Annotated in this window: 8 protein-coding genes; 1 reads left to right on the top strand and 7 read right to left on the bottom strand. The window is 45.0% G+C overall.

The features are described 5' to 3' along the window. Positions 1–96: 96 nt before the first annotated feature. The 7 genes from ACMA1I_RS18675 to ACMA1I_RS18645 all read right to left on the bottom strand — a co-directional run bounded on the left by ACMA1I_RS18675 (position 97) and on the right by ACMA1I_RS18645 (position 11,567). A complete protein-coding gene (locus tag ACMA1I_RS18675) occupies positions 97–399 on the bottom strand; it encodes a hypothetical protein (protein ID WP_337069955.1) in 303 nt (100 codons plus the stop codon). Positions 400–465: 66 nt separating this feature from the next. After that, entirely contained in the window at positions 466–1,683 is a 1,218-nt protein-coding gene (locus tag ACMA1I_RS18670) for a hybrid sensor histidine kinase/response regulator (RefSeq protein WP_337069954.1), read from the bottom strand. Continuing rightward, entirely contained in the window at positions 1,680–2,246 is a 567-nt protein-coding gene (locus ACMA1I_RS18665; RefSeq protein ID WP_337069953.1) for a chemotaxis protein CheB, read from the bottom strand. The genes ACMA1I_RS18670 and ACMA1I_RS18665 overlap by 4 nt, the downstream gene beginning before the upstream one ends. Continuing rightward, positions 2,247–3,077 (bottom strand): protein-glutamate O-methyltransferase CheR, encoded by an 831-nt coding sequence (locus ACMA1I_RS18660; RefSeq protein ID WP_337069952.1) that lies wholly within the window; start codon positions 3,075–3,077, stop codon positions 2,247–2,249. Next, positions 3,067–7,101, bottom strand: coding sequence for a response regulator (locus ACMA1I_RS18655; protein ID WP_337069951.1), 4,035 nt, complete (start codon positions 7,099–7,101; stop codon positions 3,067–3,069). Before ACMA1I_RS18655 ends, ACMA1I_RS18660 begins: the two co-directional genes overlap by 11 nt. 600 nt (positions 7,102–7,701) lie before the next feature. Then, on the bottom strand, positions 7,702–9,642 hold the full coding sequence (locus tag ACMA1I_RS18650; RefSeq protein WP_337069950.1) for a PAS domain-containing sensor histidine kinase: 1,941 nt from the start codon (positions 9,640–9,642) through the stop codon (positions 7,702–7,704). Positions 9,643–10,136: 494 nt separating this feature from the next. Then, entirely contained in the window at positions 10,137–11,567 is a 1,431-nt protein-coding gene (locus ACMA1I_RS18645) for an FAD-dependent oxidoreductase (protein ID WP_337069949.1), read from the bottom strand. A gap of 705 nt (positions 11,568–12,272) precedes the next feature. On the opposite strand from ACMA1I_RS18645, the gene ACMA1I_RS18640 reads away from it, so the two are divergent. Next, positions 12,273–13,256 carry an ABC transporter ATP-binding protein gene (locus tag ACMA1I_RS18640; RefSeq protein ID WP_337069948.1) on the top strand — a complete coding sequence of 328 codons (984 nt, stop codon included), beginning with the start codon at positions 12,273–12,275 and terminating at the stop codon, positions 13,254–13,256. Positions 13,257–13,300 lie beyond the last annotated feature (44 nt).

The raw sequence follows: 13,300 nt of genomic DNA, 5'->3' as shown, positions 1-13,300 counted from the left end.
AGAAAAACGGCTGTACTAGGAATTCCAGATAAAAAATACTTGTAGTGGTGATTGCAGAAGAGCTGAAAAGAGCAAAGAGGTTGGAGATTCTGAAGATTACAGGCGCTCAATTAATACGTACCTGGCCGAGAACCCATTGCTTTTGTAAAGCATTTGCAAAGCGGTAATAAATGATTTTCGGTAAGAACGGAGGGTGTGTTGGTAACTGTTCGGTTCCAGGTAGTTGATGTACCCCTGGCCGTTAATGCGACCTACATACTTTCGCACTTCGGTTTCCTGCACCTCTGCCAGCCCTTTTGCCAACACCACAGACCGAATGTAAGGCATAGCCGAATTCATGCTTTGGTAATCGGAAAAAGCATAAAGGCGGTAATAAGAGCTCAGCTTAATAGAATTCATAAAGCAAAAATAAGCCACGCAATTGGTTTCTGCTACTGCTGCCGTTTTAAATCCGGATCAGATGCGCTACACAATATCCACCTTAAAATATACCTTAAATAAAGATCCCTGCCCGAGTTCGCTTTCCAGCTCAATTTTGCCGTCGCTGTTTTCGACAATGCGCTTTACAATGGTCATGCCTACGCCAGTGCCTTCGGTGTGGTCGTGGAGGCGGGTAAACATGCTGAACACCTTGTGGTGATCCTGTGTTTTTATTCCCAAACCATTATCCTGCACCGCCAGCACCACATAAGCCCCTTCCTGGTACGTGCTAACTTTAATCTTAGGCTGCCTTAGCGGGTGGCGGTATTTTATGGCATTAGACACCAGGTTGTACACAATGCTCCGAAGGTTCTTGCGCGAATATACCACACCAGGCACTTTCAAGAAATCCTCTTCTATTTCTGCATCCGACTCCTGTATCATCCGCTTAATATGGGATTTTACATCATCCAGAATTTCCTGAAAGCTCACGCTATCGTGGTTACTTTCTTCCTGGTACTGCAGCTTGGCTACTTCTGTTAGGTCAGTAAGAGTGTTTTTGAAGCGATCAATGGAATTGTCAATCATCTGGAGAATGGAATTACTTTCTTCCAGTTCCACACAGTTATCGGATAGTGTTTCCTGCAGGGCTTTAATCAGTCCTTCTATGTTAGTAATGGGGGCTTTTAAGTCGTGGGAGGCAGTGTAAACAAAGTTCTCTAAGTCTTTGTTAATTTTTATAAGCTCCTTGGTACGGTCCTGCACACGTAACTCCAGTTCGCGGTTCATTTGCAGCGCCGCTTTGTTTGCTTTTTCGAGCTCTTTTTTTTGAATAAAAAAATTGATAAATGAGGCTACTTTGGCGCGGGTAATGTAAGGGTGCAAAGGCTTAAACAGAAAATCTACGGCACCGGCTTCAAAACCAGCCACCACATGCGACGACTGCTCCACAATAGCTGTTACAAAAACAATCGGAATATCTTTTGTTTTGGAATTGTTGTGCAGGTATTGCGCTACTTCGTAACCATTCATGCCAGGCATTTGCACATCGAGCAGTATCAGGGCTAGTTCCTCCCGAAGCGCAATTTTTAAGGCCTCCTCTCCGGAACCGGCAAAGAGGTAGGTAATATTTTCACCTTCACTGTATAATAAACTCTCCAGGCTAATCAGGTTTTCTGGCTTATCATCTACCAAAAGCACCTTTACCTTGTAAGAATCAGTCATTTCTAATGGAATTGGTTGCGATTGTTGATCAATCATCATGTAATTGATAGTAAAAATTCCTGAATCCTTCCTAAACCCATTACGCTGCAGCCTGGAATTAATTTTATGGCTGATTCTGGCATTGTACTCACTTCGGCCTCGGCAGGATCCTGCACTATGGTTAAACCACCTTTATCGTGAATATATTTTAGCCCAACACTACCATCCCTGCTTGCTCCACTTAGCAAAATACCGATAAGCTGCTTCCCCATTACATCAGCTGCGCTCATAAAGGTAACGTCTATTGAAGGTCGGGAGTAATTCTCTAAATCTGAAACATCAAGTGAAAACGTTTTATCTTTTTCTACCAGCACATGATAATTTGCCGGGGCAAGATGCACATGTCCAGGCAAAAGCGGTTTTTTCTCGTCTATCTCCTGCACTTGTAGTTTCACCTTTTTCTCATAAATATGCTGTAGTTCGCTTTCGGTATTGCGCAACCGGTGTAGCACAAGTACTACTGGTAATGCAAAACCCGACGGCAGCCCTTGCAGTATTTTCAGTGAGGCCTGTATGCCTCCCCAGGAACCACCCATTACCACAACCTTCTCGTACGACTGCATTTAGCCTGCTTTACGGTAAATTCTGTTGTTTTTGTCGGTAAGCTGGTACCTCGAATTAAGAACAGAAAGTGCCAATGTTTCTTTTTTGCCCAAGGCCAAGTATCCTAAGTCTACCATGCTCTCGTCGAAAAGCTTGAACACCCGCTCCTGAAGCTGGTGAGTAAAATAAATAAGTACGTTACGGCACAGAATCAGGTGAAATTCGTTAAAAGAGGCATCAGTTGCCAGGTTATGCGGGTAAAAAACCACATTTTTTATAAGATACGATTTAAATTTAAGGCTACCATAATTGCTCACATAATACTCCGAAAACTCCTGCTGCCCCCCCGAGGCATAATACCCTGATGTATAGGCCGCGATATTGCCAGCAGGAAAAATACCTTCTTTGGCTTGCCTCAGAACTTTTTGATTTACATCGGTTGCGTAAATTTTTGTTCTGTCCAGAAGCCCCTCTTCTTTAAGCAAAATGGCCAGCGAGAACAGTTCTTCGCCCGTGGAGCAACCGGCATCCCAAATCTTGATAAAAGGATAGGTAGAAAGAATAGGAAGCACATTTTTACGCAGCGACAGAAAGAAAGAAGGGTCGCGGAACATCTCGGTTACATTAACTGTGATCTCCTGCAGAAAACCTTCAAAAAAATAACTATCGGCCATAACTGTTTGCTGTAGCACCTCCATACTCTCTATGCCCGTGTTGCCTACAAAGCGTTTTATTCGCCGGTAAAGCGATGCCCTGGAGTAACCCCTGAAATCATATCCATACTTTTGGTGCACCTGTTCCATCAGGTGCTCGGCCTCCTGCTCAAACTTAGCCTCGTCCTCAACCTTCATACAGCCATACCCGCATTAAAGTCAATAACTTATCGGTATCTATCGGCTTCGGAATATAATCTGATGCGCCCGCTTTAATACACTTTTCCTTGTCTTCTTTCATGGCCTTGGCCGTGAGCGCAATAATAGGCATGCGTTTAAACTGTTTGTTGTTTCGAATGTGCTTAATGGCTTCGATACCGTCCATTTCGGGCATCATAATATCCATTAGCACCATATCTACGTCAGTTTCTGTTTCCAGTTTCTCCAGTGCCTCCTTTCCATCGTATGCAACCACTGCTTCCATGCCATGCAATTCCAGTAAGCTGCTCAGCGAGTATACATTGCGCACATCATCGTCTACTACCAGAATTTTGCGGCCCTGCAGTATTTGCTCAGGCACATGAAGTTTCATTTTAAATTCGTTGCCTAGCGGCAAGCGCTGGTTAACCTTATGTAGGAACAGCTGCACTTCGTCGAGCAGGCGCAGGTAAGAGTATTCGTTTTTAATGATGATGGTGTTAGCAAATTCCTTCAGCCGGGTTTCTTCTTCCTCGCTCAAATCTTTTCCAGAATAAACAATGATCGGAATCTCCGAAAGCCCTTCCTTCGATTTCACTGATTTCATGAAGTCGTACCCCTTCATGCCCGGTAGGTTCAGGTCCAGGATGATACAGTCTACTTTCTGCTTGGCCAGCACCCTATCTGCTTCTTCTGCCGTGTATACCGAAGTCGACCGCATTCCATGGGCCAGTAACAATTCGGCCACGGCCTTGTTCTCGATTTCGTTGTCTTCTACAATCAGAATATTTTCGATGCTGCCATTTGTTATGCCGGCAATGGAAGTAAAGGCTTTGTTCAGCATTTCGAGGGTAACGGGCTTAGGCAGATATTCTTCGTTTTCCTTGAACTCGCCTGTTACCTCACTATCGTAAGCCGACATTACGTGCACGTTTATGTGCCGCAGGTTTTTATCTTCCCGGATTTGCCGCAGTACTTCCCAACCATTTATATCGGGCAACTGAATGTCAAGCAAAATGGCGTCGGGCTGCTCTGCTTTTGCCAGCTTCAGCCCTTCCTCACCGGTGTAAGCTTTAAATACCTTGAAGTTCTTGGCATCGGCAAAGTCGCCCAGTATATCGCTGAAGCCTTTGTCGTCTTCCACGATGAGCACCTTTATTTCTTTGTTGTCTTTGGAGTTTATGCGTTGCAGCACCTGCACTGCCGACTCCGTTTTTGGAACAGCCGGAGTTGGCTCTTGCTTAACCATGGTGCTGCTGGCGGCCAATTGCGGTTGCTGCTGCTGCTGCTGTTGCTCCGGAACACGTGGCAGGTAAAGTGTAAAGGTACTGCCCACACCCGGCTCACTCTCGAGGTGTAGCTCCCCCCCCAGCAGGGTGGCCAATTCCTTGCTAATGGTAAGCCCTAAACCAGTGCCACCATAGCGGCGGGTAGTGGAGGAGTCTGCCTGTTGGAAGGCCTCAAATACCACGTCCTGCTTTTCCTTTGGAATACCAATACCATTGTCTTTAACAGAGAAAGCAATTACTTCAGGGCTATCTTTAAGGGAGTCTGTGTTAAAACGTGGTTTGTTACGGACCGGGTAAACAGATAATTCTACCTCGCCTCCTTCGTTAGTAAATTTAATGGCATTGCCAATAAAGTTCTTGAGGATTTGCTCCAGTCTGAACCTGTCTGTGGTCAGAGTCTCGAACATATCGGGGGCAATATGTTGCGAAAAGTGGATGTTGCGCTTTTTGGCTATTTCGTCAAACATGGCATTCATTTGAATGTCGTTTACTTTAAATTCGTTGACCTCGAGCCTGATCAGCCCTGACTCAATTTTAGATAGGTCCAGAATCTCGTTGATAAGTTTTAATAAGTCGTTGCCGGAGCGATGTATAATCTGGGCATGGTCGATTTGCTTGGTGGAGAGCGTATTTTCGGTGTTATCGGCCAGCAGCCGCGACAAAATAAGAATACTGTTTAGTGGCGTGCGCAACTCGTGGCTCATGTTGGCCAGAAAATCGCTCTTATATTTGCTTACCGTCTCTACCTGGTTAATCTTCAGCTCAATGGCCTGGCGGGCATCTTCCAGGGCATCGTTTTTGCCCCGGAGTGCCTCATACTGTTCCTCCAGCAGCTGCGCTTTTTCCTCCAGTTCAGAATTCTTTTCCTGCAGTTCTTCCTGGTTTACGCGTAGCTCCTCTTCTGAGGCTTTAAGTTCCGCATTCAACTGCCGCAGCTCTTCCTGTTGGGTTTCGAGTTCTTCGGCCTGGTTTTGTGTTTCGTAGAGCAGCTCCTGTGTCTGTAAATGAATTTTGAGAGTGTGCACCATTACGGCCACTCGCTCCGAGGCTGCTTTGAAGAACTGCTGCTGCAACTCAGTATATTCTTGCCGTGAACAAAGCTCCAGGGCACCCACCAGGTTTTCGGTAAACTGCAACGGCAAAATCAGGATGTTAGCCGGCTCACTTTCAGAAAGCCCTGTCCTGATTTTGAGGTGCGAGTTCGGGATATGCTGCAGTAATTTAATTTTGCGTTCGCTAACTGCCTGCCCTACAACGCCAACACCTATATTAAACGACTCCAGCTGATTTAAACTGTATTGCACACCGTAGCTCGATTTCGGGCTTAGCCGCCCTCCCTCCTCATGCAGGTAAAAAATACCCGCCTCTGAGCCGGTGTAGTTGCACATAAAGGTTATCACTTTGTCGGCCACCTGCTCCAAAGCCGTTACTCCGGTAAGCAAGTCATTCAGCTCCGAGATACCAGCTAGAATCCAGTTTCGGTTGGCATTGTCTACGGAGAAGCGCTTCAGGTTTTCTTTCATGTCCCTGATGGCATAACTTAGCGCATCTTCTTTACTCTGCACTTCCACCTCCACATCGTAATTGCCCTCTCCAATAGCCTGCGCTACCTTTGTTAGCCCTATATTTTTGTTCAGCACGCCCCTGAAGGAGTCTGCTACCTGTCCAATTTCGTCGTTACTGTTTACTTGAATGGCTACATCTGTGGCGCCGATTCTGATCCGATCTGCAGCCACCCGCAAGGTGGAAAGGGAGTTTGAAATTAGACTCACAATGTAGAACGAAAGCACGGTTAGCAGTACCAGCAACCCAACCATTGCCAGCCCCAGCCCAATGAGGTACTGGTGTTTCTGCCTGACCTCGTTTTCTACCTGTGCATTTATACTTTGCAATTGTTTATTTTCGACGGCCCGGAATCCTTCTATGCTGTGTGTAAAATCGTTGAAAACAGGTAAGGCCTCCTCCGGATCGAGTTTCACCTCCGGGTTCATCTCCAGGCGTTGTAGCAAGGTGGCTACTTTTCGGTAACTCTCCCCAGATATGGCAGCTTTTAACTGCTGTCTCGTTTCAGGGGAAGCATAGCGGTTAAAATCGTCTAAGGCACGTTCAAAAAACCTTTTTTGTGACCTAATTTCTGCATAGTCTTCATAAGAGAACATGCCCTCCTGCATCACTTTCATGAGCAGGCTCCGCATGCGTGCCAGCTGAATTTTTGACTCTACCAAGTTCCTGAAACTTAGCATCCGCCTTGCTAGGTCTGCATCGCCAACGCCGTTGGCATTGGCATCTATTCTGCCTAAAAAAACAAAAATTAAATTATTGGAGTATTTCCTGAAATCGTCTAAATCAAGGTCAACCTGATCCAGATCGCCTCTAAATTTTTTAAAATCGTGGAGCAGCGATACATCTGCGAAAGACCGTTCATTCTGCTCCAGAAACTGCTTCAGCTCTCTTTCGGCTGCATCGGTTTCGGCCCGGAGAGATTTGGCCTCCAGAAGCATTTCTTCGTTTCCGCCTATGGCCACTAACATGCGCGCTCTTTCCCGCTGAAAAGCATGAATAACGTCAGAAAGCTTTTCTGATTCTAGCAATTGCAGTGACTGTACATTCAGCCTTTCGTTTTCTTCCAATTCTTCGCTTACTGTGGAAGCAACAAAATACAGCAGTGGAATGAGCAGAAGCGACAACAGGAGCATTAACTTGTCCCTGATCTTTAAATTTTTTATGATTTTCATTTAAGCAGTTGGTAATAACTCAAGCAGCATCAAACTGATGTTTTCGCAAAATACTAAATCGTGGCTTAAAAGTTACCCCTGCGCAGAGATTAGGGCTGTTTTAGATAAATTTTATTCAATATCTACAGCTCTACTTCATCCAAGTTTGGACGAAAAAGGATTAAGATTGAGTTTTAGGATTGTACTTGCTCAGGATTTGCGGCAGGTGTTCACCTTTTTTCTACTATTAGAAACTGGCACTTATCCTGTTTTCCGACCTAACATGAGCATGATTCCCGTGTCAGGATATTTAAAAAGGTGAGACAGAGGACAAAGCTTGGGGAGGAACCAGGGCACTCGCAGGAGCTGCGCAGGCTGTGAGGTATTACTGCACCTTTGAAGAACAATATAACCAGCAAGCCATTCAACAACCAAATTGAATTTTGCTAATGAAAATAGCCTTTCGGAGGCAAAATAGAGCGATAAGGCACAAGGGTCACCTTACCAAAACAACCTGAAAATACATGATAGTTGGAATCGAAACCAGATAAGCGCATGTTCCAGCTACCCTACAACGTTGATCCATCTTAATTTACCTTAGCTTCTGAAAGTAGTTTACTCCTACTGCCCCTGATGCCTGAAGGTAACATTAAAAGTAGAGCCTTTGCCTACCTGGCTATCTACCTCTATACTGTCGCCAGAATTACTAAGGATTTTCTTTACCAGATACAAACCGATACCCGAGCCCTCGACATGGTCGTGAGCACGTTTGAACATCGAGAATATCTTTCGAACCTGGTTGTTTGCAATTCCTAAGCCATTATCTTCTACAGACAAAATATACTCTCCAGTGGCGCTAATAGAAGTACGTACAACCACTTTGGGTGACCTTTGCGGGTCTGCATACTTTATGGCATTCGAAAGCAGGTTAAACAGAATGCTGCGAAGATTTTTCCGGGAGTACATCAGGTTATCAAAAGCAAGATCTTCAATTATTATTTCGGCCTTGCTGGTTTTGATGAGATCGCGCAAGTTTGATTTAATTTCTTGCAAGAGCTCCGGTATTTGCACGCTAACTGGTCTTTCCCTTTCCTGCTGCAGTTTAATAACTTCGCCTAAGTCGGCTATTACTTTTTTTAGGGTAGAAATAGACTCTCCCATCATGTGGAGCAATTCTGAATGTTCCTCCTGGATGGGGCCAAGATCCTCTAGGAGCGCACCGAGCAGCCCTTCCATGTTGATCACGGGTGCTTTTAAATCGTGCGAAGCTGCGTAAACAAAACTATCGAGGTCGTTGTTTATTCTGATGAGCTCCTTGTTCTTTTGCATCAGTTCCTCGTTTCTCTTCCGCATGGTGAGGTCGCGGGTAATCTTCGCAAAACCTAGAAGCCTGTTGTTTGAATTATAGATCGGAGATAGCACCACATTGGCCCAAAATGACGTGCCGTCCTTCCGGATGCGCCAGCCTTCGTCTTCGAAATGACCCTTTTCAACAGCTACGCTAAGTTCAAATTGCGGGAAGTTCGATTCGATGGCCTCTCTGGAGTAGAAAGTGGAAAAATGTTTTCCGATTATTTCCTTCGCTTTATATCCTTTTATTTTCTCGGCACCAGTATTCCAGCTCATAATGTAGCCATCTACGCTAAGCATAATAATGGCGTAATCTGTTACACTGTTAATCAGGAGTTTGGTTTTTTCCTCGCTTTCTTTCAGTTCTTCATTTATGCGAAACAACTGCTGCTCCAGTTTCTTTCTATCTGTTAGGTCACGGGTAATTTTAGAGAAGCCGATCAGGTCGTTCTTTGAATTATAAATGGGTGTCAGAATGGTGTTAGCCCAGAAAACAGAACCATCTTTCCTGTACCGCCAGCCTTCATCTTCGAAGCGGCCATTTAATTTTGCCTGCTCCAACTCGTATTCCGGAAAGCCTTTTTCCACATCTTCTTTACTGTAGAACTTCGAAAAGAACTTGCCAATTATTTCGTTGCTCTCGTAGCCTTTCATTTTTCTGGCGCCTTCGTTCCAGGTGGCAACATTACCTGCAGGGTCAAGCATAAAAATAGCATAATCCCCCACCCCTTCTATCAGTAGCCGGAATCGCTCTTCGCTCTCCTTTAGTTCTTCCAGAGCTTTAAAAAGGGCTTCTTCCGCCTTTTTTCTTTCAGAAAGGTCTCTGGTAACCTTGGAGAACCCAATCAGTTTTTTATCGTGATCGTAAATAGCCGTTATAATAACGTTTGCCCAAAACATGGACCCGTCTTTCCGCACGCGCCACCCTTCATCCTCGAACCTGCCTTGTGCCAAGGCCTCTTTCAGTTCGTAACTCGGATATTCTCTGTCCTTATCGGCCGGTGTATAAAATATAGAAAAGTGCTTTCCAAGTATTTCCTCTTTCTCATACTGCTTTATCTTTTTGGCACCAGCATTCCAGGTAATTACACAGCCTGTAGGGTCTAATAAGAAAATAGCATAATCAGTGATCTGATCGACTATCAGTCGATAGTAACTTTCTGGGGTTACCTCAGGCTGGGCAATTGCTAATCTTTCCGAATTTAAATCCATAGTTTTCAAAAACCCAATTAAACTATTCTAATAACAGTTTCTAATAAACGGTTATTTTTATGTGGCGTGCCTATCTCGAAAAAAGTTAAATTAATTTGTTCTACAGCCTCTTTGCAAGTACTGTATTCAGAATAAATTATCCAGAAATCTAGTTTTAACAAGTAGGGCTTATACAAATCAAACTTTAGTATTTGTAGCGAGCAAGTTAACACTTTTATAATGGGGAATACAAGATTTAACTATTTCTATTTCGCCCCGCTTCCCCTACGCATTATTATTTATTTAGTTTGACTCTTATAGCACTTGCTAACTTGAGCTATTTGTGAGATGGACCTATATGGTACTATAACTAAAACAGGAGGATTAGTTCTAAAAGGAGTTAACCAAATAGTAGCCAAGTCCTTGCCCAATCCACAGGCGCGCCAACCGGAGCAGCAGTAACGCATATTGGAAATGGACAAGTCTCAACTCAAAGAGAATAAGCAAGCATCTTTTCAGGCAAATGCAGTGGGAACAATGTTTTGGTTAGTGCGGAAAAAGTTCTGGTAATCGTATTTTGCTTTTACTTCCACCAGCCGATCGTAATTTGAGCCGTAAGCAGCCTGTGTGCGGTTTGTTTCTTCATACGAAAGGAAATTAACATAAACACCCCCGGTGCTGAAAGGTATAGTGGCTTTGAAAAGCGAGCGGGCCCAGTCCAGGCAGACTTCGTCTTCAAGAGTAGTTTCCCAACGGCCATGCACGTTTAAAATGAATTTCGCGTCCCGGTGCGGAAAAGCTGTTTCTTCTTTTCGTACTCTGCCCATCTGGCCACCAACCTGCGCTATAAAAATTTCGGAATGAGGCGAAGGTAATTGGTGCGCATAGCTAAGCAGCGTATCGATCGCCTCGTCAGTGAGTTCGGCAAAATTATGCGATTTCCAATAGTTTCGGGCACCTGCTGTTAGCAAAGGGTCGAAGGCCTGCTGCCACACCAGGTAAGGGTGCGAACCCACTACATCGGCTATCGGGTTTCCAAAGCCACGCAACGGATCTAACACAGCTCTGCCTACACTTATATCTCCTTCATAAAAAGCTGCCAGCACTACAACCTCTTTTCCGTGCCACTCTTCTGGTAAGAAAGGCAAAGGAGGTGCTTTACGAATTACCACCCACACACTGGCCTCATCAGGCAGGCCAGCTGTAAACTCGCGGTAAAATTGCAGTACTTTCTTCGCATCCTCCAAGGGGTGCACGATCAGCCCCGAGAGTACCTCTGGACCTACCGGGTGTAGTTTGAATTTAAAAGAAGTAACCACTCCAAAATTGCCGCCACCGCCGCGTATTGCCCAGAACATATCGGAGTAATTATCTTGGCTGGCGGTAATCACCTGGCCACCGGCTGTTACCATATCTACAGATAGCAGGTTATCGATGGTCATGCCGTACCTGCGGCTCAGCCAGCCAAAGCCACCTCCAAGCGTAAGCCCTCCAATGCCGGTGGTAGAGTTAATGCCAAGTGGAGTTGCCAGCCCAAAAGCCTGGGCTTCGTGGTCAAAATCAAGAAGTCTACAACCGGGGTCTACACGCGCAGTTCGGGTTACAGGATCTATCCGAACCGAACGCATAAGCGAAAGATCTATGAGCAGGGCTTTATCGCAGAGTGCGCTGCCGGCTATGTTGTGGCCGCAGCCTCTTACAGAAATGAGCAGGTTACGAGCCCGCGCAAACAAGATGGCCTGCCGTACATCTGCTGCTCCGGCACATCTTACAATAAGTCCGGGTCTTCGGTCAATCATGCCGTTCCAAACAATCCGGACCAGATCATAATCAGGTGAATAGGGTGTTAGCAGAACACCACGTAAACAGTTGGCTAGCTCTGCTACATCTTTTTCAGAAAGCTGTGTTGTTTCACCAGCAAGAGTACTAAGTGAGTAGGTATTCATTTTGCTCCTTTACATTTTAGCATCCACATGTGCAATCAGGATTAATTGATGGTTAGCATCTAAACCATACATCCTTGTGAAAAGGAGCCGAAGTACCTCTGTAAATATAAACAATTAATTTATACAATTTATACGTAAAATACAGATTCAGGAGTATTGTTTATGATTATTACTTCCTGATCTATAAAGCTTTACCACAACCATAATCATAAACAAACTTTACAACCTTCTTATAGCAGACAACATGACCCTAAACCTAGCACAGCTTCAAAAGCCTCCGGAAGAGTGTTTTCATTAGAAGAATTTGAATATGCAAGGCTGTTAACAAAAGCTATTCAGCCTTGCTATGGAAGCAAAAAAACTTTGTTACGATGAGCCAAAAGCTGCATTCCTGCCAGGCTAAATTATTCTAATCAAAAGGGCCTTCCGGAGGATAATTTCAACTGGCGGCCTCTAGGCCTGGGAAACATAAGGATTCGTTTTACCCGACTTTTGCACGTGTAGGAGCAGGTAGAACAACACCAACTTTTGATCGTCTCGATTCTTATCCGTTTCTTTAAGGACATAATGTATGTAAAGTATGAGTAGCTTCCTTATTTTGAGTTGAAGGAAAGCCTGCACAGGCTCTGCTTACAAGAGCTGGCAATACAAAAATTTACCAGAAGTTCTGCAACAGTATGTACTGTTGCTTCCATTACTATTTATATGAATTTATTAGAAGTAGCCAATATAGGCTTGCGCGAAAATGAAAGCACCGTGTTGCAGAACATTAGTTTTACGCAGCAGGAGTTTCAGAAAATTGCCATTGCCGGCGAAACCGGATCTGGCAAAAGTACGCTGCTGCAAATTATAGCCGGCCTTATCGAACCCACTTCGGGCGATGTTTTTTTCGAGGAGGAAAAGGTAGTGGGGCCGGTGGAGAAACTAGTACCCGGCCATCCGGAGATATTTTACCTTTCGCAGCAGTATGAGCTACCGCAGTTTTTACGGGTAGAGCAAATTTTAAAGTATGCTAACAAGCTTTCGGAGGCAGAGGCAGCAGCTTTATACGAAGTATGCAGAATCAGCCATCTTGCCAAACGGAAAACAAACCAGCTATCGGGCGGCGAGCGTCAGCGAATTGGGCTGGCAAGGCTGCTCATTAAAAGACCAAAGCTACTTTTGCTCGATGAGCCTTTCTCTAACCTGGATGGAGCCCATAAAAAAATCTTAAAATCAATTATCCGCGACATTGGCGAAAAACTAGACATTACCTGCATCCTCATTTCGCATGATCCTGCAGATACACTTTCTTGGGCAGATGAAATACTGGTGCTGCAGGCGGGGCAGATAATACAGCGGGGCACGCCGGAGCATATCTACAAACGACCTGTAAATGAGTACACAGCCGCCCTGTTTGGAAGCTATAATCTGCTACAGGGACCAGATGCCCTTGCACTCGCTGCTTTGCCAAACATTCACCTGAACGGAAGAAGCCTGGTGGTGCGACCAGAAAACTTTATAATTACAAAGGAGCCAACGCAGGGCGTTCCGGGTAAAGTGGAGCAGGTGCATTATTTTGGCAGCCATTATGAGCTGGAGGTAGTACTGGCACAAAAAGCTATTACCATTAAAACAAATCAGACCCACCATGCCGCAGGAGACACTGTTTTAGTTTCCCTGTCTCCTGAAGACGTCTGGTATATATAAGCTATTGCTGCGCTGTTTGTTTCTGCCCGGGTGCGGTTTTGTCT

Source organism: Pontibacter sp. 13R65, assembly GCF_047525655.1.
Taxonomy (GTDB): domain Bacteria; phylum Bacteroidota; class Bacteroidia; order Cytophagales; family Hymenobacteraceae; genus Pontibacter.
This window is presented reverse-complemented; position numbering and strand designations above follow the sequence as displayed.